Origin of the sequence: Nonomuraea spiralis (assembly GCF_014648435.1) — a bacterium.
GTDB lineage: Bacteria > Actinomycetota > Actinomycetes > Streptosporangiales > Streptosporangiaceae > Nonomuraea > Nonomuraea spiralis.
This window is the reverse complement of the sequence record NZ_BMRC01000041.1, coordinates 48,344-69,487: the sequence shown is the minus strand read 5'-3', so window position 1 is coordinate 69,487 and position 21,144 is coordinate 48,344. Positions and strand designations below refer to the sequence as shown.

Sequence of the window (21,144 nt, the reverse complement as noted above, 5' to 3'; positions counted from 1 at the left end):
GACACACCGACCCAGAACCCACTTCCGCAGACGCTTACCGCTTAACCTGCAGAAACAGGATCACGCGAAGATCGATTCATACACCACGTCCGTGGACGTGACCGAGCTGACCGCCCGCGGGATGGCACATCTTCGGCCGGACGGTCCGTTGCTCCCACCGCGCCTCGTGCCCGCACCGCCCGAACTCGCACTCCAGGGCGTTCTGTCAGAACTCTCACGCCGCCTCATCAGCGATCAGGAGCGGCTGCTGACCGGGCACAAGCGACTGGGCGAGTTCCATCAGACATCCGCAGCGTCCTCCTCAAGTTCCGGGATGGGCAGGCTTGTGCAGATCGTCACCGATCGGGACGAGATCAGCCGCCTGTCGTACGCGCTCATCAATGCGGCCCGGCACGACTGGCTCACTCTGGACAACTACGTCCTGGAGGCGCCAGTCGAGGACTCCACCGGGTACGCGCCGCTACCCGTGTTCGAGGGCCAGGTTCAGTGCCGCGCCATTTATGAGACCCGCTGCGCAGAGCATCCGATCGGCGCGAGGACGATCGAGGCCGCGGTGGCCGCCGGCGAGCAAGCGCGGCTGCTGCCTCGCATCGGGATGAAGATGAAGCTCGCGGACGAGGCGGTCGCGCTCCTTCCGCTCACACCCACGGGGATGGGCGGGGCATTGCTCGTCCGCTCGCCGGTCATCGTCGCGGCCCTGCGGGAGTACTTCGAACTGCTGTGGGAGAAGGCGATCCCGTTCGGCAGCACGAAGGCCGCGGGGCCGCTCACACCGGCACAGGCGCAGGTGCTGCAACTGCTCACCCAGGGACTGTCCGACGAGGCGATCGCCCGGCGGATGGACATCAGCGTCAACACCATGCGCAGACACTGGACCGCCATTCGCGATGAGCTGGGTGTGGAGACCCGCTTCGCCGCAGGAGCCGCGGCAGCGCGCCGCGGCTGGATCGACTGACTCGAAAGGTCTGCCACATTGCCCGGATACCAGGACTTCGTCCCCCAGCAGCGGTTCCAGCGCACCCTTGCGCTGTCCCCTGACGGCCGGCTGGTCGCCTACTCCAGCCACGCCTCCGGGCACTACGACCTGTGGGTAGCGCCCGTCGCGGGAGGCGAACCGCGCCGCGTGGCTGGCTTCGACAATCGGACGGTACGACAGTTCGCCTGGACGCCTTCGGGCGACCAGTTGGTCTTCAGCGCTGACGAGAACGGTGACGAGCAGTTCCGCCTCTACCTCGTCGCCCTGAAGAACGGCGTACCGACCGAGATCAGCTCCGGTCCGGACTGCCAACGCATCTTGGCCGAATCGCCATTCGACCCGACCGGTCGCTTCTTGGCCTACACCGCCAACGACCGCGACCCAGCAGCCCAGGACCTCATCGTCCACGATCTGGAAACCGGCAAGCTCCGCCGCTTCACGCCTCCTGAAGGCGTCGCGTTCGAAGCCGTCAGCCTCTCCCCCGACGGCCGCTGGCTCCTGTCGACCGGCTTCCGTTCCAACACCGACATCGCCATCTACCTCACCGACCTGAACGACCCGAACGCCGAACCGGGCTGCGTGACGTCCGCCCTCGGCGAGGGCGTCTTCGAACCCGGCGCCTGGGCGGCGGATTCCAGCGGCTTCCACCTGCTCACCGATCACTGGAGCGAGTTCACCGCCGCCGCCTTCTGCGACCTTGAGGCCAAATCCCTTCACACGATCGCCGACCCAGGTTGGGACGTCGAAGCGCTCGACGTCGCCGCAGGAGTCCGTATCTGGTCCGTCAACGAGGCCGGCCGCTCCCGGCTGCACGCCGAACGCAATGGCTCTCCCCTACCGCTCCCCGATATCCCTCCCGGCGTCATCTCCGCTCTGTTACTGGCGCCGGACGCCTCTCTCGCGGTCGTCCTGATCGACTCCGCGGCGCGGCCGGCGGAACTAGCGGTCCTGGACCTGGTCCACCACAACTTCCGCTACCTCACCGACACCCGCCCCGCGGCCCTACGCGTGATCGACCCCATCGTCCCCGAACTGATCACCTACCCGGCCAGCGACGGACGTGATGTCCACGCCCTGCTCTACCGCCCGGACGGCCCAGGGCCTCACCCGGTCCTGCTGTCCATCCATGGCGGCCCGGAAGCCCAGGAACGCCCGATCTACGCCCGCTCCGGCCTCTACCAGCATCTTCTCCACCAGGGAATCGCCATCCTGGCTCCCAACTTCGCCGGATCCACCGGCTACGGCACCGCCCATCAAAAGCTCATCTACCGCGACTGGGGCGGCATCGATCTCGACGACCTGAACCGCGGCATCCTCTTCCTTCAGACCCTCGACTGGGCCGACACCAACCGCCTCGCCGCCATGGGCGCTTCGTACGGCGGTTTCGCTGCCCTCTCCTGCCTGGCCCGTCTGCCCTACTCATGGGCCGCCGGCGTCTCCATCTGCGGCCCCAGCAACCTCGTCACCCTGGCGAAGGCGTCACCGCCCACCTGGAAGACGTTCGTCGCCACCGTCCTCGGCGACCCCGACACCTGCGCCGAACACCTCCTGGAGCGCAGCCCCGTCACGCACGCCGACAGCATCACCACTCCCCTGTTCGTCATCCAGGGTGCCCACGACCCACGCGTTCCACAGGCCGAATCCGACCAGATCGTCACCCGCCTACGCGAACGCGGAGTCGAAGTCCGCTACGACATCTACCCCGACGAGGGCCACGGCTTCACCAACCGCGCCAACGAACTTAAGGCGTACGAGGCCATCAGCGCCTTCCTCCACACCCACCTGATTGCCGCCGACGTCGACAACCCCGAACCGCTCCGCGTGGGATGACGGCCCCGAGAAGCACAGCGGTGCCCATCCGCAGACCGGATGGGCACCGCCGCTCAAGGTTCAGATGTCACCATCGCGCTGTCGGTGTTGACACCGCCTTCCGGTCCACCGACGGCGGACAAAAGAAGAGACAGCGGGTTGAGGCGGTACTCAGCCCGCATTTCCTGGACGTTTTCGGCAATCGCGTCGAGGGCGCAGTCGAGGCTGACGTCGAAGTCCTCGTCGGTACTTGCGTAGACGAAGGCCACGTCGCACATCAGCGCGAACAATTTCGCCCGCACGTCATCCTCGTACCACGGGTAGAGCTCTTTGAGGACGGTCTCGAAATCCATGTCACCTCTCTTCGTGTGGAGACTTCTCCGTACGTTGGAGGTCGGCCTGATAGCAGCAGGCCGACCACTCATCCCGCTGCGGCTCCCGCGCACTCGGCGTCCCTGGTCTTGAGATCAAGGTGGACCCAGACCGTGTGTCCCGTCGCCGGGCTACCGATCTGAGAGAGCTTCACGACGAGATCCCTGACGATCGCGAGCCCGAAGCCGCCTATAGTCAGCTCCCCATCAGCCAGTTGACGATCGAACCGCGGCCGTCCTGCTCCTCCGAGGTCACAGACCCCGAGGTAGGCCATCGGGCCGTTCTCCGGGAGGTACACCTCCACCCCGAACCAGCCTCCAGCCTGGCCGGACCGGGTGTGTAGCAGGGCGTTCGTCGCGAGTTCGGACACGATGAGCGCGGCGTCGTTCTGGCGGCCCGTTCCGGCGAACAACGCCTCCACCATGCGCCGGACCAGGCCTACCTGATCGTGTTCACCGGGGAACACGCACTGCCACATCATCCGATCGGTCCCGCGCATCCATTCCCATCGGTTCGGCGGGTGCATTTTTTCGATCATTCGCGGTATTTCTCCTGTCGTCTGTGGCGTCGCATCCCGGTGAATGCGATCGGCCCCCATAGGGGCTCGACTCCACATCTGCGGTCAAGTCACTCAGTCGATGGGCTCCGCGCGCGTCACCTGGGGTTCCATTCGAGTAGCGGCCCGGCTACCGAAAGCGAACACCTGCGGAACAGGGCTTGTCAGGAAGAGACTGGAGGAGGTTTCAGGAGGTCCTTCAGAAGTACCGGCGTATAAGTGAGCCCAAATGAGCGAAAATGATGTCAGGCCCGACTGGGCGCAGGACATCCGAACGAAGCGAGTCCGCCGAGCCTGGACCCAGAATGAATTGGCACGACAACTTGAACTCGCGGCTGGCCCCAAGACACTGCCGTGCAGAAGCTCAATCATCCGGGAGGTCCGCTTTCATGAGGCCGGAACCCATCAGCCGGGCACGCTGTACGCCGAGCTCTACCGACGCGTGTGGGCACGAAATCCGGAACCGACGGCCGAAGCGCAAGCCGAGCCGTCCGGCGACCACCTGGCCCTGGCCTGGACAGTAGGGAGGCTCAACCACCGCGTGGACCGACGAACCGTCCTGCATCTGGCCGCGACCGCCACAGCCGGTGCGGCGCTCGATCCAGCCCAACGCCTCATGCGAGCCATTACCGGAGACCACCGGCCAGACGACCCGACAATTGCTCACGTCGAAGACCGAACCAGAGGCTTCCACCGGCTCGAAGAACACATTCCCGGCAAGTCCCTCTACCCGGCGCTGGTCACCCATTTGAACGAGATCAGCGCCCTGTTGGAAAGCCGTCTGGCGGACGATCGCCGACACCGGTTGGCGGTGGTGGCCGGCGAAAGCGCCATCCTGGCCGCGTGGTTCGCCTGGGAACAGGGAGACGAGCGAATGACGGCTTCGTACACCCAACTGGCCAACGTCGCGGCGAAGCACGCAGAGGACGGCTCCATCGCCGCCTGCATGGCGGGATACCGCTCGTACATGGTGGGCGCGAACAGAGTCCGGAGCACGCAGCTCATCCGATCAGGGCTCGACCGGCTCGGCGACGGTGATCCCGCAACGCGGGCATGGCTACTGGCTCGCCTCGCCGAGGAGACAGCGCTCCTCGGTGACCACCGCACCGCACTGTCCTCGATCCGCGAAGCAGTGGATGTCTATGCGGGCGCTGACTTCAACACGCGTCCATGGACGTGCTTCCTCGACCCGGGGCGCTTCGCGTCCATGGCCCTGACCGTCTACTCGCGCCTCAGGCGTCAAGACGACTCCATCACCGCCATGGAAGAGATCGCCCTACATCTCGGACCGACGACTGAGATCAAGAAGTTGTGCGTCGTCAAGGCCGAGATGGCACTCGCGCAGTACCGCCTCGGAGACGTCACCGAGGCTGTCACCTGCGCACGGTCCGCCCTCGACGCCACAACCGCGATGGGGTTCCCGCTCGGCTGGGAACGTCTCGGCAACGTCGCCGCGGAACTCAAGCCTTCACGGACTCAGGCCGCGAGGGAGTTCCGCACCGAGTACGCCGCTACTCGCCCTCCGGGGAAACAGTCGTCTCCTCTGTGATCCAGTTCAGGTAGTCCGCGAGGCCCCCCTCGATGGGGATGGCCACGATCTCCGGCGTCTCGTAGGAGTGGGCTTCCCTCACGACCACGATGAGCTCATCAAGCCGATCCGTCGTGGTCTTCATGAGGATCAAGTACTCGTCATTCCGCTGGATCTCGCCCTGCCACCAGTAGGTAGAGACGATCGGTCCGCTGATCTGCGCGCCAGCCGCCACGCGGCTCGCAACCGCCACGTTGACGATGCGCTCAGCCTCATCACGACTGTCAGCGGTCACGTGAACCTCGACATGGCGGGTCATAACACCGAGCGTACGTCTTTGCTGATCACTTCCTCTGCCCTCCTCAAGAGGAGTCGGCGGTCTTGAGGTGATTCAGGCGGCCGCGAGGCTCCAACGCTTGGCCCAATTGGCGGACGGGTCGCGGTCGCCTTGGCGCTCGGCAGAATCTACGACCAGTTCAGTCCCATGCCCCCGCACCAGGAGCGAGCGCGTCGTCCACCGCTCCTCGTGCACCTACAACCATCCGGCAACGTCCTGGTCGGCCCCCCGCCGTCAAACCACTCGACCAACTGCATCGGTACACACTCCCGCGGTTTCCTGCTCCGCGTGTGTGCACCCCACCTCTCCGCCCCATACCGCAAGCCGCAGTCGCGCCACGCCGCGTTAGAAGCGATCCGTCACGAATCCAAGACTCTACGCAGCCAATTTGTGTAGCATCTCGCCATCTACTCACTCTATGCACCAGGAGTCTCTCGAACCGTGATCAATGAATCGTTATCCGAGTACCCGGATCCGCACCCACCCGAAACCGTCAGCCGCCTGGTCGAGGCCGCCCTGGCTACCGACGGCATCAACGCGCCCCCTGAAGCGCTGACTACCGCCTTCACCTACACCGCCGAGCCGGTCGAACGACTAATTACTAACGAACGTGGCCGTGAGCGAATCGACCCTACCCGCCTGCGTTCCGTTCGCGTCGGCGGCGAAGCAGCCCTGGAGCTTTCCCTGCGGCTGTTTGGCTGCGCTGGCAGCACCTGGGAACGCAACGAGCGCAACGACACCTGCTGGGCTTCTCCGGCCGACCCGGCCTCGGCTACCGCAAAGTGGATGCTTCCGCCCATCGAGGTCTGGCGTGGTCGGGATGGCAAGCCGACAGCCGCGCTGAGCGTGACGATGACGAGTGCCAACCGCGTCGTCGAGGTGATCGGCCGCTCCGCGGAACTGCTCGCCGAGGGCGACGGCCGCCGCGGCTACGATCTCACTGCCGACCTCCTGCTGAACGGGCAGGAGGACCTCTGCATGATGGTTGCCCAGGTCTATCGCACCCCGGAGGGCGATTTCTGGGCCTGGCCCACCGTCAAGGGCAACAACCGGACCAAGAGTCGACATCAAATCCTGAGCACCGACCAGACGGCGCTGCTCACGGCACCGGATGTGACACATGCCCTGCGGTTGTGGACGGCCGAGCGCAATGCTGAGCTGGGACATGCCGATTCAGACGAGCATCCAGCGCGGCTGGCGCTCCAGGTCGCCGTCGTCGAGGCCCGGCTCGTTGTCGGATGCACCAAGCCCGAGCTGCTGTACCAAACGGTGCAGGCCGGAAACCGGCGCGACCACATCCACGCGAACCTGGGATTCACGGCGATCAACCAGGACCGGGCGATTGGCCGCCGTGTCCTGGAGGAGTACCGGGCTGCAGGGATTCTCGACGACATCGTGTTTGGGGTGCTTGCAGGAGACCTGCCGATTAGGCGATTGCCTGAGTGTTCACCCGATGCTGGCGTCTGCGAGCAGCGGGACCTGCGCTGCATGCTGTTGCTCGCGCAGTTCTTCCCCGTCGCCGGAGACAACCGCCGTCGTCCTTTGATCCGCAAGGCGATGGCCGAGCCCGAGCGCGAGCAACTGAACTCGCAGCACACGACTGAGCGATTGCGGGCCTACTCTGCATTGTGCTCGGTGAGCTGGCCGGAGGCGTGGAACCCGCGCGTGGACGACAAGACCGTCCCGGTCGCCAACGCCCGGCTCGGCGTCGCCCTCAGCGGCAAGAGCGCCGTGCGGTTGCTGGCTCTCGCGGACAAAGACGACGACGCGTTCGATGAGCTGCTCCGTTATCGAGCGCCGCAGTGGTTAGCCGCGTTCAAGCTCGCCGACGCCGATCGCGGCTCGATGGCCGCCCAGACCAACCGCGGCGCGGACAACGAGCCCGTGGCCAGCGTCCGGGCCCGGCGCGGCATCCCGGACGTGCTGGCCGCTATGAACGCCCGACGGGCGCCGGCAGTTGGGCTGATGCGCGAGATGGCCGCTGCGATGGAGGAAGGCCGTGCTCCGCGTCGTGTCGACCATTTCGGGCACGCAGACGCCGCCGGCAAGGTCGCCGATCAAGCGTGGTTCGACGACGCGTTCCCAAAGGGCACGGGAGTGCGCCTGCCCAAACCTCCGAACACTGCACCTTCATCCGCACCCCCACCCGGCAGACAGACCCAGCAGCCGCTGTTGCGTGCCGCGCCGCCGCCCAGCGACCGCGAACGCGCCGAGAAAAAGAAGGCATACATACGCTATCTGCTGGACCAGATCGAGTCGTTCACGAGAGATTTGGTGGCACAGATCGATGATGCACACAGCCGTGCTGCCGCAGCTGGCATGACCCCGCCTTGGGAAGCGAACGAATCCGAGCGCCTTAACGTCCAGGCCGGAAACGTCATTGAGAGTTTGAAACATGCTGTCGGGGGGACTCGTCCACCCGAAGAGAGCCATCGCGGTTAAGCCGCAACGACGACGACACCAGCCTGCGTGCCGCTGCCGATTGTGCAGGCAGGCTACTCCCCCCAAGTTCGAGACCACAGTGAGCTTCCGCCTCAGAAACGGAAGGCCAACCCAAGATTCGTCAGAGAAGGTGCACCAGATCGGGCTATATACCCATAAGCCGCAGGAGATAGGCGATCCTGGCGTAGTTCTCACCGGGTTGCGCTCCGGGCCTCGCGCGCGGCCTTGAGCCCCGCCCGGTGGGGCAGCGCCCGGATGGCCTCACCCCGACCGTGGTACTCGTCGTCCGGGGTGACGTATCCGATGCCCTCGTGCAGCCTCACACCGATAAAGAACGTGCAGATCGCGTCCGATTCGGCCTCCAGCTCATACGGGGCTGTGATCATGTACAGGTGCGGATGGTTGTCCTTGACGTGCCCGAACAGCGACTCGATCCACTCCTGGTCGTTCGGAATGCCTGGAGGCGCGAAATGCTGGGGGATCCGCGTCCATGCCATGACATCCGCGTGGCCGAGGACCTCGTCTGTAGCCCATGGTCCGACACCGCGAGCAGCACTGGGAAGTCGTCGTGGTTGGGCACCCCCGGCCGCCACATAGCGCACTCAGGAACATCTCACTGTCGAGCAGGTGAGCCTTGCCCAGCACGTCCAGGCGTGGGTGCAGGCGATCTCGGCCTCGGATGCCTCCTCTGGCGACACGACGGTGGCCGGCCAATACTGCGACACCACGTCCATCACCGCGATCGCGTTCGGTGAACGTCTCGCCCTTACGCGGGTAGAGCGACACCAGCAGCGCCTGCTGGCCAAGGTTGAGCCTGCGTCAGATGGACCTGCTCGCCTTACGGAGCCAACGGATCATCCCGGCAACGTAGTTCATGGTCAGAGGCGACAAACGACAGCGGCACGGTAGAACAGCATCCAGGGTTCCTGGCGGCGACGGTGATGGTTGTGGCGATCAATCCATCTACCAGGGGCTATTGCATCGCCAGGCGAACGCAAAGCCCACGATCACGCTCTGATGGGCGCCTTGCCACCAGGGACGAAAGAGGTTGAATGTCATTATTCTGAGGGAGCCGAGCTCTCATCAATCTGTACGCCTTCTGGCTCGAAGCCCAGCATGCGCTCAAGCTGCTCCACCGCCTCCTGAGAGGTTTCAAATTCCTCCAGCGAGTTGAGCATCGACCCTTCCGAACTCTGCATCTCTAGTCGATATCGCCCTGATTCGGTGGATCGAACGGTGAATTGAAGCCGACTGAACAGTGGACGCTTGGCCCGCCGGCGGGATCCCCCCGACTCAAAGATTGATGTAACCTCTCTCAAAAGGGTCACCAAGTGCTTAGGCAGCCCAGGCTGTGACGCTAGAGAGAGAACCTTCAGGAGATCATCGATCACATCGATTTCACCACGTTCAGCACCCTCAAGAACTCTGATCAGCTCGTACACTCGATGCCGTTCTTCAGCTAGGCGACCGTCCCAATATCTAGCGAGGGCACCCCTTACGTGATCGCTTAGGGCTGAGCTCCTGATACGGCGTACGGTTTCCGTGATGGGTGACGGCGGCTCAGGAAGTTTCGCCCGCGAACCAAGGATATCCGGATCGGCATGACCGGTCAGCGCAAGCAGCCCCACTAGCTGCACACCGAGCACCTCGCTCAAACTCACAAGGTGAGTGATCGACGGCTTGCTACCACGACGCCATCTCAAGATTGTCGATGGGCTGATCTCTAGGGCTTCCGCCAGAGATGCGTCTGTTGGGTAGCCCATGGCTCGCGACATCTGCGTGAGCCAAACCGAAAACTGCGTCTCAGTGGTGTTGCTGTCAGTACTCACTGCTATACTCCCGCGTTCTCATGTCGACGCAACTGAACCCTAGCTATTGTCTTGCATAGACGCAATCGATTCCCTCCGCTGCATGGCTTCCCATGGGCATCCGGCCCTCCATGGCGCCCCTGCCGGAAGGCAGACTCACGTCTAGCTCTAGCTTGAGATGCGGCCCGAGACCCTGCAAGACACGCGCCAAGGCGCTCGATCCTTCGGCATCTCGCGAGCCAATGAGGCCAGCTCCTTGCCTGCAGCCGTGATAGAGATCACGGTTGCGTTGGCGGAACGTATGGGGCGAATCGCGCGTCCGAGGAGGTGTAGGCTTGACGGCTAGGACCGAACACCTGGAGGACGACAAGGCAAGAGAGGAACCCCCATACGGGGACGGCCCAGCGGGGGACACCGAGAGATTGCCGCTCTCGATTCCCATCACCGCCAGGCCGACGCCCCCACCCTGCCCGCACTAGCGGGCTGATTCCACACTTCTCGAGAGGGAGCACTGCTGTGCACTATATCTGTGGCCCTTAGCTCTGCGTACACCGGATGGGTCATTTACTGAACGGCCGATATCGATCTGTTGCCGACCACGCTGCAGCAAAGCGACCTAGGAGTCGCTCAAGCGTGGCCTGCTCAAAGATCGATCACAGCCTCTCCAGACCCCCCGCCACATACCCTGACGTCTGATCGCCTCCCAAGAGGAACACGATGCCAGGGCCCTGCCAGGTGGCATTTGCAAGTCGCCACCTGGTTCGCCAACCAGGCAAGTCACCGTGGGGACTACTGCACGGTGCCCATCCTCCAGGATGATCATGTGGCACGCATGGCCCGCTGAACTTACCCCAACCTCGCCCTGCCAACACTGCGGACTCATGTACGGCGAATGGAGCGAGGACGACGACTGGTGTAACCCTGCTCCATACCTCCGCTTCTCAGACGAAGGGAGCAGTCTAGACCACTAGGTCATACCTCTATCGCTAGGTCGAGGTCGGATTAGGTTAGTCGACTAACACCCGGAATCCCTACCTGTAGGGAGGTTAGGCGAAAGAACTAGCGAGATCCGCCTCTAAGTCACGTCCTCGCGTACCAGGCAGAGACGCAATGATCCGCGAGGTTGTCACTTCAAGTGTGTAAAGATCGTCCTGATGGCTAGAGGCCGGTCTTTACTGATGCGACCTGGATAGGCGATTCAAGTTCGATGAGTGCCTCGCGCCAGCCCATGGTGCGCTGCCCTTCGATCTGCCGCTTGACCAGGAAGAAGACGGCTCGACGTCGCAGCTGACTCCCGTTTGCAAGCAGGCTCTCAAGGTAGGTTGATTACTTGTCGGGGCTCTCGCAGGATCGCGTAAGCGGCTGAGGCGTCGGCCAGTCGCTCCGCGAGAACATTGCGCGCGATGTCCTCGGGCAGCGCCGCACTGAATTTGAGTCCCTTGAGCGCTTGATCATCGGCGCGCGGCGGCCTGAGGTTCTCTTTTGGCTCGCGGAATGTTACATCGTGTCGTAGAAGCACGCTCAAGGGACCCACGCGCTGTCCATCACGGGAGATGCCCGGCATGGAGGCGATCAGCGTGGCGTTGGCGCGCGTACCACCCCAGGTCCACCATCGGGCGCTAGCGTCATTCGAACGGAGCAGCACAGTGCTGTCGGGCTGCGCGGTTAGCCGGAGGTCGTCGCGGATCCGTGCAAGACGCTGCACGGCTCGCGATGTCAACCGCACCGAAGGAGTTTCCCCGAGCACCACGGCCCGCATCGCCCGCGTGAGCTGAAACGACCGGTCGGGGCCTCCACCATCTGTGGACCATCGGATCCGTCCGCCTCCGTCTGCTGGCTCGACGAAGCAACGCCTGTGAGACCAATCCACCGCCGTGACCCTCCAGCTGCGCCCACCAAGCAGCAGAAGTCGCGGCCCCTCGACTGGCTCGGCCAGCATGGTGGAATCGATGGTGCCTACCTCAGCACGCCCCGCGAACACGATGAACGCGGGCGGTGCCGTGAACACGGCGGTGAGCTCCATGAAGTGGCGTCGGCCGAAGCGTTTCTCGGCTTCCGGACCGATGAACAGCAAGCCGCCGTCGCGCTCTAGGAAACCCCGATCGACGAGGTACGTCAGGATGGGTTCCGCCTCGTCGAAGAACTTCAAACCGGGCCACCAGGAACGCCACATGTGATCACCCACTGCGTTCTCCTGTAGGCAAAGCGCCAACAGTTGCTGTGCAACGATGTGCATCGGAGAAGGCGGCGGCTTGACCGGCTCCACCCAACCTTGCGACCAAAGGAGCAACAGCCCGGCAGCGTGGAGTAGGCCCTGGTCCGAGAGGGTTAGGAACAGGCAATTCCGCGCGGTTCCATACCGCCGCCCAGTGCGGCCGAGCCGCTGGAGGAACGACGCGACAGTGGTCGGAGCGTCCAGCTGAACCACCCGATCGAGGTCGCCGACGTCGATGCCGAGCTCCAAGGTACTAGTCGACACTATGACACAGTCGCGCGCCGATGCGAACGCCTCCTCTGCCGCGCGTCGCTCGTCCAGCGCGAGGGAAGCATGTGACACATAGGTCGTCACGTCGAGTGCCCGCAGTGCGGCGGCGAGCTCCTCTACGCGTTTGCGTGAGTCGCAGAACACCAGCCGCTTCTCCCCCTTGTGCAGCGCAGCGATTACTTTGGCGGCGTTGAGCACGGAACCGACGAAGTCTAGTTCGAGATCGACAGGAATGATCGTGCTGTGGCTGGGAGAAGCAGTGATCCCAGTGGAGGAAGCGTCGGCGTCTCCGAAGGAGGGGTTGACGACCTCAGCTGGTACAACACCCCGGTTACCCCCCTGCAGCCAGGCCAGTAGTTCGTCGGGGTTGCCCACCGTAGCCGATAGCCCGACTCGCTGGATTGGACGCCCCGCGAGCCGGGTGAGGCGTTCCAGTACCGACAGCAGGTGCCAGCCGCGGTCGTCACCAGCGAAAGCGTGAACTTCGTCTATGATCACCGTGCGTAGACCCCGGAACAGAGCCGCATGTTCTACCTTGGCGCTCACCAACATGGCTTCGAGCGATTCGGGCGTGGTGAGTAGCAGGTCAGGCGGTTCCCGCAGGATCGCCGCTCTCTGACCCGCTCCCACATCACCGTGCCAGAGAGCCACGGACAGTCCTAGCCAGGAGGCGTAGTCGTCGAGCCGGGGACGCAGATTGTTCAGCAGCGCCTTGAGCGGGCAGACGTAGATCACGCGTAGGCCTGGGGAGTCAGCCCAGGCGGCAGCTGACAGTACTGGAAACACGACGGCCTCAGTCTTGCCTCCGGCCGTCGGGGCGAGGAGCAGGCAGTCTGCACCATCGAGCACCGGCCGGATGGCCGCCGCCTGCAGGGGGCGCAGCGACCGCCAGCCGAGGGTGTTGACGATGTGGTGAACCAGGGACGGGTGGAGCGCATCCATGGCTAGAGATCCAATTCGACGTCGTCCGCCCGTGACGCAACGGCGTTGCGCTCCACCTCGCTCAGCTCGTCAGACAAAAGTGTAAGGGCGTAGTGTCGGCGTGGATCGAAGTCGGTGAACTCCTCGACCCGATCCAGCACGTCAGCGACCAACTTGCGGAGGAAAATTCGAGGTGCGACGCCGACCTGACCGCCGAGCTCCCCGGTGACGGCAGCGGCGAGCGAACCAATATAGGCGTTATCCACCGATGAGGCGATCCGATGGGAATCCTTGGACCCTGTTGCGTAGAGATCCCGTACGGCCCGGCCCAGTTTTTCCAACTTCTCCTGGTCGAAGCCCCCCAGGCGTAGCTGGACAGCTCGCGGCGAGTCGAAGCGTGGATCTGTAGCGAAGTCGGTGGCGAGTCGCTGGGCAAGGGGAACGAGTCGCCGTACTCCCTGATGACCGTCGAAGAATTGCGGTGTGCCGGTGATAACCAGGAAGAGCCCGGGAAATCGCCCGGAGTCGATCTCGTCGATGAGCTGACGCAGCGCGTTCAGACCTTTCTCCCGCACATCGCCACGCACCCGTTGGAGGGTTTCGATCTCGTCCAGCACCACGAGCAGACCGGGGTGCCCACAGTCACGCAGGATCGTTAGAAGACCCTGCAAACACCCAAGTGCCGCGAAATGATCGAGGTCGCCCCGCACGCCGGCGAATCTGCGTGCCGAGGCGGCCACATGCGGCTGGCCGCCCAGCCACGCGAGCAACGCCTCGGCCGTCGCCGCGTCACCGGAGATCATGGCACGGCGGTAGCCACGAAGCGCCGCAGCGAATGCCGGCGTCGTACGGGCGACGGCTGCGAGTCGCCGTTCAAGCAACTCCTCGACAGTTGCGGTGAGGTCAGCGTCCGGTGTCGCAGCCAGGACCTCTTCCTCGAGGGTGTAGAACCACGCGTCCACTACGTCGCGCAGCGCGCTGGGCGGATGCGCAGCCGTGGACAACCGTTCGGCAAGCCTCCGGTAGACGGTCTCCAGCCGGTGTAGCGGTGTCTCCGTCTCAGAGACCTGGATCTCGCTCGTCGCCAGACCTCCTCTGCGCGCCCGCTCGGCGAGCCACCGGGCGAAGAATGTCTTGCCGGAGCCATACTCGCCCCGCACCGCCTTGAAGGCAGCCCCCTGCTCGGCGACCTTACCGAGCTCTTCGTCAATTGCATTCTCGAACCGCTCCAGCCCGACCGCGAAAAGATCAAGGCCAGCAGTCGGGACAGTGCCGCGTCGCAACGCGTCGATGACTTCACGTCGACGGGCAGGGCTGACGGTGGGCCTCACCCCTGCTCCCGGAAGCCGAACTGTGTCTTCAGCAACTCCTCATCGAGTGTGACGGTGCGGCCAGCGTCAATCACGGCAAGGATCGGATAGCTCTCCACATTCAACAGGGTACGTAGCGTGGCGAGCAGGCCAGGCACGCGAACCGGCTGGGTGGAGGCGATCTCCGCAATGGCCTCGACTGACAGGGTCCCTCCGGCGTCGATCAGCGCGTCGATGACCACGGAGACCAAGTCGTCCTTCGGCGGCTTGCGGACGTATCTCCGCTGCTCCCGGTAAGTCTCGGTGTCGACCACCTTCTCCCCCAACGTGGAGACAGCCGGAATTTCCGAGACAGCAAACAGCGCGTCCACCTGTGGAAGGGCCTTTTTGCTCTGCCTGACTTCAGCTGGCGCTATGGGCATGGCCGCCTGGAAGGACGTGCCAGGTTCCCACCATGCTGGGACAGTCCGTTCTGGTGGAAGCAGGTGCCAGCCGCGCGGCAGGGATGCATCAGCCGAGGGTAGGAAGACCAGCACCGGGATTGTCATCTCCGCCAAGGCTGCGCCACCGTGATAGCCCGCCTTTCGGGGGGTGTAGCGAATCGTCTCACGCCATGGCACGACCACTGTGCCACCGCCTAGGAGCACTCGGGGCCCGCTCAGCTCGACTTCCCCATTCTTGGCTGGGATGTTCGCGCTCCGCCAGCGGGCTGCGGTGGCGTCCTCGCCCGAGGGCAGCCCGCGCTCGCGTTCCAGTACGTGGCCATGGTCGGATACCAGGACGACCGGGCGGCCCCGCAGACGCGCGGCTGTAAGGAGCTCGGCCAGGTATGAGATCTCGTTGACGGCCCACTCGGCCTTCGCCGGGCCCCGGTCGAGCGCATCGTCGATGGTGTTCAGAACCACCGCGACAACCTGACGTTCGTCGCCTTCCGCTCGGCTGATCGCATCGTTGACCCGGCTCGACAGCCGCTGGGCCGCCCCGCCGGCCAGGTCGCCCTTGTGAAAGAGCACCGCATCGATCCGGTGGCGCCGCCAGAAGGCCGTGAATCCTGCCTGCTCGATGTCCTGCCCACCGCTGGTGAGCGTCGCGCAGAGCAAGCTAACTCTGCTGACCCTGGTCACCGACGGAATTGCAGCCAGCGCCGCCTCTCGTCCCGACGCATCGCGGGCCGCTTCCACCCAGCCCGCCTGCCGGATCTGCTCAGCCAGTCGCGACGCGGCGGCACTACTCATCCCGTCCAGAATCAAGATCAGAGGCGCCGGGTCAGTGCCGCGGGAGAGAGGGAGCGCGATTCGTTCCATCGTGTTCTCTGCGACCAGTAGCCCATCGGACGGGGCAGAGGCCTGGCTCCAGGCAGCTAGTCTTCCAGCAAAGCCCTCATCGACCTGGTCCCGGACGACTCGAGCCTGGTCGTGGATGCGTGCGTATGCCTCGGCCGTCGCTGGGGAGGCGGATGGGTCACCGAGCCACAGGATGGCAAGGGCCCGGTCCACGAAGCCCAGCGTTCGGACGTGCGTTTTGATGCCATCGGCCACAGTGGCGGGCGGCTGATCAGGATTGACGAGCCAGCGCACTAGCCGCACCGCCATCCGCGCCGGATCGACCTCCTCGGCACGCAGCCTCGCCAGCTCGTGATCCTCGACAGCGTGCAGCGCCTGCTCGACGGCACCCAACCCTTGTCCGTCCCTCTTGGCAGAACGCGGTCCCGGCTCGCCAGGCATTTCGGGGATCAGCAGCGCTGCCAGCTCGTCGATCCGAGCCCGTAGCGCGGAAGGGAGCACCGAGCTGTGCCCGGCCAGCGCCCCGGCGCCAAACAAGGAAAGAAGCTGGTCGGCGCGACGCAGGACGAAGTCGAGTAGCTGCCCAGTCGTCGCCGAAGCAGGATCTGTGTCGGCGGCCCTGCCAATCCACAGGGTTACTATGCCGCGGGCGGCCTTCGCCAGCGCCAGGAGTTCCCCTGGATCGACCAGGCGGCCGAGATAGCCTTCCGCCCGGCCCTGAGCCCGGCCGAAGGCCAGCGCCCGGCCCTGGGCCGCCACCGGGTCTTGGTCGCTCGCGTCGGCCTGCGACAGATCGGCCTTCCACAACGTTTCGGCGACAAGCGCGAAGGGCAGCGCATCGGTTCCGTTCCCGTTGCGAACCAGTGCGAAAAGGGGATATGCCGCAGGGCCAGCCGTCCTGACCAGCCAGTCCTCCAGTCCCACACGCTCGTCCGGACCCAGCTCGTCCAACCGAGACACGTTGGTGCGCTCCAGCGTCCAGGTCAGAAGGTCAGTGATGTCGGGCGCGTCGGAGGTGAGGCCGAGCCGATGCTGGACCAGGCAACGCAACGCGGTGTCGTAATCCAGCATCGTCCCCGGCACCTTCAGTCCGTCACGTCTGCCGATGGACAACAAGCCCTCGGCAACCCAATCCAGGTCACGCAGGCGCGGGTCCCGCTCGCGAGCGCCGAACCTCTGCAGCACGATCTCCCAGCGGTGAATCCGCAGCGCCCGCTGTTTCACGGCGCGGCTTCGCAAGGTGTTCCCTAGTTCATCGTCGGACCGAGGTGTGACGATGACGAGCAGCCCGCCGGGGTGGCCGACCTCGGCTTCGAGCACGCTGAGCACCGACGGGCAGTCAGCCACGCGTACCTGCCGTTCCTCCACCTTCAGCTCGGTCGGCGCGCCCGGTTCGTACCTTCCGTACAGCAGAATGATGTCCTGCGTAGGCGGGTGGGTTCGCCGCATCAGGGTCCGGACGAACTCGCGGACCACCAGGTCGTTGAGGAGTGGGGCGTCGCTCACTCGCCGCCCACCGCTCGCCAGCCGATCTCCAGTTCGACGCCCGGCCCTTTCGAGAAGACTCGCCGCAGCTCGGCGACTAGCTCATCCAGCTCGGACGCACGCACCCGTCGCACGCCACCGCTGCGCTGGTCCGCACTACCCTGCTGGGCGTCGTTTCCAACCAAGCCTGTGTCCCCGGCCTGGACCGTGACAGGCACCTGATCGGCCGACATTGGGTTCTGACCCTGAAGCGAGATATCGCCTGGAGTGACCGGCCCGGGCTGGATGGTGGCGTTGCTGGCCTCCCGAAGCAACGAGATCGCCGAGGCCCGCACGTCCTTGAGCGCCGAGGGAAGGGAGGTATCGCTCGACTCGTCGGAATTGGCAGTGTCCGCGAGATTGTCGAGCACCCGCCGAGCCTGCGTCCCGATGCTCCCTTCTCGCTTGCCCAGCTCACGCAAATCCTTGATGAGAGTCCAGTCCGTCTCGACCTCGAGCGCCCGCCGCACGGCCTCAGCCTGCGCCATGCTCGTTCCGACCGTTTCATCGGTGGCGGGAAGACGCTCACCGGCAAGGAAGCGGATCAGGGGTGTGGGCTCGTCAAGCCTGCCGATCCTTGCCAGCAGGTCGGCGGCGACCCTCATGGTATGCAGGCGTCCCTGCCGGGCGTCGGCGTCGATGCCCAGCTCGCCCGCTCGCTTCTCCAGCGCACGGACCAGGCCGGTGTTCGGGCCCACAAGGTGTGCGGCCCTGTCACGCACTGCAGAGCAGAGCCTGCCGACGTTGGGCGCCGAGTACACCTTGCGGATCGGCACGGCAAACAGGCGCTGGGCTCGCTCCAAAGCGGTCTCGAAGTCGTCCTGGCTCGGCAGCTCCTGAGCCCTCAGCGAGTAGGTGGTGTCGATGCCGTCTAGCGACGGGGCGGAGACCCGCGTGCCGTGCCGGATCCACATACGGTTGTCGGTGAGGGCGTAGTGGGAGACGATCAGGTTGCGGACCAGACGGTCGGTGCCGCGCAACTCATTCTCTTCCAACCACTTCAGGAGGTCCTTGACATCGAGCACCGGAACGTTGCCTGCCCACTGGTTGATCCGGTCGCGCCACTCGTTACCGAGCTTGAAGAACGCCTCCTGCTGCATTTCACCCAGCCGCAGCGGGTGCGCGATCTTATACATTACCTTGCGGCTGTTCCGCTCTACTTCGGCCCGGCCGCCCTCAGCGGCCACCACGGTGATGACGTCCAGCACCGTACGCAACTCGGCGGCACGGACCGCCGCGCGGGACTTGTTCTGAGGGTCGAAGTCCGGGTGCTTAGGATAGAGATGAGTGAATAGGTTGTCGGTCAGATAGACGAGAGCGTCGAAGAAGCTGTGGCCGACGTGCAGCCGGGGTCGATGAGTGGCGTCCATGCACACCACGTGCTCATCGACCTCGGTGGCGATATTCGTCTGCATTGGCTGCAACGTTCCGTACGCCTGCTTGAGGACACCTTTCAGCTCCGAGGTGAGCGAATCTCGCAGCCACGCCATCTGGTTGAGAGCCTTCTGCCGATCCCGCGAGGATAGGCCGGAGGCGAACTCGTTGATCCGCCGGTCGTTCCCGAGGAGATACCGCAACTTCAGCAGCCGTCCGAGGTCATCACGACGCTGGGCGGTGATGAAGGACGGTAGCCAGCAGATGACCGGCCCGTTTTTCCCCCGCTGCTGGAGGTCGCCGATCCGGGACAGGTCCTCGTGCGGGTTGTGTGTGCCGGTGTCGAACGGAAAGTCGAAGACGATCCGGGCCTCCTCTGGCGGATCGAAGTCGAACTGTGTGTCGGAGAGAGATCCAGCGTCCCTGATGTTGCCAAAGACCAGCCCGACGGTCCGCTTAGTACCCCGCCACACCACGTCGATATGCGGGTTGAACGACTCCCGGTCGGCCACGTCGAACTCGCTCCACAGCAGGTCCCTGACCAGGATCTGCCGGTTGCCCTCGGTGTCCACATTCGCCGGCAGCTCGCTCAGGATCGCATCGATGTTGACCCCGGTGAGATGCAGACTGAAGACCGGGGTCTCGCTGTCCTTGGTGTAACGGATCTCGCCGAACTGCCCGGAGAGCTGCCTCAGCCGCTCAACGACCTTGGATGGCTCCATCCCTTCGACCCGGGTGCGGATCGAGCCATAGTTGAGCGCGGCCACCTTTCCGGCGGTAAGCTTTTTGATCGCTGGAACGTCGGGGGCCAGCGCCGCGAGCAGCAACGTTTTGATCAGCCTATCGTCCATCCGGTACGGATGCTGGTGCGGAAGGCTGCGCAGGTCGGCGGCGGTCAGGCCGTGGGTCTGCAGCAGGAACGGCCGAACCTTCTTGTCGTAGAAATCCTTGGCCGCCTCGAACTCGTGCCTGAGCCGGTTGGAGAACGGTTGGACGGCGCCGTCGGAAAGGATGTCCCACAGGTCGCCGAGTGGGATGAGCTGCCCCACCTCAAGGTCGTCCCGGCGGGCAACAAGCATCTCCCGCAGTACCTTCAGGCCGGTCCGCTCCCGCTGCAAGGCACCTGAAATGGCGATCAGGGTGTTGATCAGCGCAGGGCTGAATGGGTAGAACTTTCGAAACGCTTCGGCATCGGCGTGGGTCAGCCCGCTAGCGTCCAGCAGCGTGTCCCAAACTTCAGAGCGGTCACGGGGCAGCTGTGCAAACGCCTCGTCCAGCATCTTCCTGGCGGCATCGTCCTTAGGTTTGAGCACCCGCTCCTGGGCAATGTCCGGCAGGTTGTTGTCGGCGAGCGTGATCGTGGAGAAGCTTCGCTCCAAGTACTTGATGGTGTCTTCGAGGCTCACCACATCTGCACCGGCAACCTCTTTGCCGACGAGTTCGGCAATGTCGCGCTGCCGCGCGATGAACGACACGATGGGCACCGGCCTGCCCGCATCTCCGCTCTCGACCAGCTTCACCAGCTTGTTGGCCTCGGTGGTGACGAACTCCAGGTTCGCCAGGTGACCATTGAGCCAGAGAATCAGCTCGTCAAGGAAGAGCACAACGGCGTCGTATCCGATGTTCTTGGCATGTCGGCTGATCTCCGCCAGCCCTGTCTCCAGCGGGACGAACGCAGTGCGATCCCCGTGGACGGAGCTTCTATAAGCCGATAGCAAGCTGTCGAGCAAAGCACTGATCAGCTCGTTGCGCAGCTGGTCACCTGGAGGGGCGTGGAAGGCGGCGTCGAGCTCCGTGCAGGTCCAAGGCGTGCGAGGGCCGGATGGATCCGCTGCCGGAGCGTCGTCGTCCCAGTCGTCCTCGTCAGCGGCCCGCCCCGGGAGGGCGTCGATGAACGCCTGGTCGCCCATCCGCTCGCGCAGGATCCTGCCGTTGACCAGTAGGTGATCGTCCCGGTAGACGGGAGGCGTGGATGCCTCGGGGTGCAGCTCGCGGACCCGCTTGACATATCCGCTGAGGATCGCGGCGTCCAGCGACTCCGAACCCACCAGATGGAAGGGGACCAGCAAGAAGCGCCTGTTCTGGATCCACGCTTGGTGCTTGGTGACAAGCGGCTGTAACCGCGGCTTGTTCTCAGCCGCCGGCTCACGATTCACGACGGCGTGCAGGATCGTCATGAAGTGGCTCTTGCCCGAGCCGAAGGAACCGTGAAGGTAGGCCGCCATTGACTGCGGTGTCTGCACCGCCGTGCGGATCAGCTCCAGGGCCTCGTCCAGCTTCTCGTAGAGCTGGTCGGTCACCACGTAATCGCGCACCGCCTGCTCGGTGGCGTCGAACGTCGCGGTGATGTCCATCACCAAGTCCCCTGGGTCAACGCGCCGGGGGATGTCGATGAGGTCGCGGAGCAGCCTGCTCACAG

13 protein-coding genes are annotated in these 21,144 nt (G+C 64.5%); 4 read left to right on the top strand and 9 right to left on the bottom strand.

The window, feature by feature from the left end; translation table 11 throughout:
• A partial coding sequence (locus IEZ27_RS48635) for a helix-turn-helix transcriptional regulator (RefSeq protein ID WP_229825029.1) occupies positions 1 to 955 on the top strand: 955 nt, incomplete at its 5' end.
• 18 nt (positions 956 to 973) lie between these two features.
• Positions 974 to 2,806, top strand: coding sequence for a S9 family peptidase (locus tag IEZ27_RS48630; protein ID WP_189653463.1), 1,833 nt, complete (start codon positions 974 to 976; stop codon positions 2,804 to 2,806).
• A 53-nt stretch (positions 2,807 to 2,859) separates the two neighbouring features.
• Here IEZ27_RS48630 and IEZ27_RS48625 read toward each other — a convergent pair whose 3' ends face one another.
• Together IEZ27_RS48625 and IEZ27_RS48620 are read right to left on the bottom strand one after the other, a co-directional pair.
• Positions 2,860 to 3,138: a hypothetical protein gene (locus IEZ27_RS48625; RefSeq protein ID WP_189653462.1), complete on the bottom strand. Its 279-nt coding sequence runs from the start codon at positions 3,136 to 3,138 to the stop codon at positions 2,860 to 2,862.
• A gap of 68 nt (positions 3,139 to 3,206) precedes the next feature.
• On the bottom strand, positions 3,207 to 3,695 hold the full coding sequence (locus tag IEZ27_RS48620) for an ATP-binding protein (RefSeq protein ID WP_189653461.1): 489 nt from the start codon (positions 3,693 to 3,695) through the stop codon (positions 3,207 to 3,209).
• A gap of 247 nt (positions 3,696 to 3,942) precedes the next feature.
• Here IEZ27_RS48620 and IEZ27_RS48615 point away from each other — a divergent pair, with 247 nt between their 5' ends.
• The gene (locus IEZ27_RS48615) at positions 3,943 to 5,262 is read left to right on the top strand and encodes an XRE family transcriptional regulator (protein WP_189653460.1); all 1,320 of its coding nucleotides are present in this window, start codon (positions 3,943 to 3,945) and stop codon (positions 5,260 to 5,262) included.
• Here the strand turns inward: IEZ27_RS48615 and cutA are convergent.
• Positions 5,225 to 5,560: a divalent-cation tolerance protein CutA gene (gene cutA, locus IEZ27_RS48610; protein ID WP_189653459.1), complete on the bottom strand. Its 336-nt coding sequence runs from the start codon at positions 5,558 to 5,560 to the stop codon at positions 5,225 to 5,227. The genes IEZ27_RS48615 and cutA overlap by 38 nt on opposite strands.
• A gap of 459 nt (positions 5,561 to 6,019) precedes the next feature.
• Between cutA and IEZ27_RS48605 the strand changes: the two genes are divergently transcribed.
• Complete coding sequence (locus IEZ27_RS48605) at positions 6,020 to 8,020, top strand: hypothetical protein (protein WP_189653458.1); 2,001 nt, start codon at positions 6,020 to 6,022, stop codon at positions 8,018 to 8,020.
• 191 nt (positions 8,021 to 8,211) lie between these two features.
• On the opposite strand, the gene IEZ27_RS48600 is transcribed toward IEZ27_RS48605, so the two are convergent.
• The 6 genes from IEZ27_RS48600 to IEZ27_RS48575 all read right to left on the bottom strand — a co-directional run bounded on the left by IEZ27_RS48600 (position 8,212) and on the right by IEZ27_RS48575 (position 21,142).
• Positions 8,212 to 8,517, bottom strand: a complete 306-nt coding sequence (locus tag IEZ27_RS48600; RefSeq protein WP_189653457.1) for a hypothetical protein — start codon at positions 8,515 to 8,517, stop codon at positions 8,212 to 8,214.
• A gap of 561 nt (positions 8,518 to 9,078) precedes the next feature.
• A complete protein-coding gene (locus IEZ27_RS48595; RefSeq protein ID WP_189653456.1) occupies positions 9,079 to 9,849 on the bottom strand; it encodes a helix-turn-helix domain-containing protein in 771 nt (256 codons plus the stop codon).
• A gap of 1,291 nt (positions 9,850 to 11,140) precedes the next feature.
• Positions 11,141 to 13,255, bottom strand: coding sequence for a DEAD/DEAH box helicase (locus IEZ27_RS48590; RefSeq protein ID WP_189653455.1), 2,115 nt, complete (start codon positions 13,253 to 13,255; stop codon positions 11,141 to 11,143).
• Between the two features lie 2 nt (positions 13,256 to 13,257).
• Positions 13,258 to 14,565: a BREX system ATP-binding protein BrxD gene (gene brxD / locus IEZ27_RS48585; RefSeq protein ID WP_189653454.1), complete on the bottom strand. Its 1,308-nt coding sequence runs from the start codon at positions 14,563 to 14,565 to the stop codon at positions 13,258 to 13,260.
• Positions 14,562 to 17,333 (bottom strand): BREX-2 system phosphatase PglZ, encoded by a 2,772-nt coding sequence (pglZ, locus tag IEZ27_RS48580; protein ID WP_189653453.1) that lies wholly within the window; start codon positions 17,331 to 17,333, stop codon positions 14,562 to 14,564. The genes brxD and pglZ overlap by 4 nt, the downstream gene beginning before the upstream one ends.
• Positions 17,330 to 21,142 (bottom strand): PglY protein, encoded by a 3,813-nt coding sequence (locus tag IEZ27_RS48575; protein WP_189653452.1) that lies wholly within the window; start codon positions 21,140 to 21,142, stop codon positions 17,330 to 17,332. Before IEZ27_RS48575 ends, pglZ begins: the two co-directional genes overlap by 4 nt.
• Positions 21,143 to 21,144: the final 2 nt, after the last annotated feature.

Coding starts and splice junctions, on each gene's coding strand:
- IEZ27_RS48620 (WP_189653461.1), bottom strand. CDS start 3,695: ATGATCGAAAAAATGCACCCGCCGAACCGATGGGAATGGATGCGCGGG.
- IEZ27_RS48590 (WP_189653455.1), bottom strand. CDS start 13,255: ATGGATGCGCTCCACCCGTCCCTGGTTCACCACATCGTCAACACCCTC.
- IEZ27_RS48625 (WP_189653462.1), bottom strand. CDS start 3,138: ATGGATTTCGAGACCGTCCTCAAAGAGCTCTACCCGTGGTACGAGGAT.
- cutA (WP_189653459.1), bottom strand. CDS start 5,560: ATGACCCGCCATGTCGAGGTTCACGTGACCGCTGACAGTCGTGATGAG.
- IEZ27_RS48615 (WP_189653460.1), top strand. CDS start 3,943: ATGAGCGAAAATGATGTCAGGCCCGACTGGGCGCAGGACATCCGAACG.
- IEZ27_RS48600 (WP_189653457.1), bottom strand. CDS start 8,517: ATGGCATGGACGCGGATCCCCCAGCATTTCGCGCCTCCAGGCATTCCG.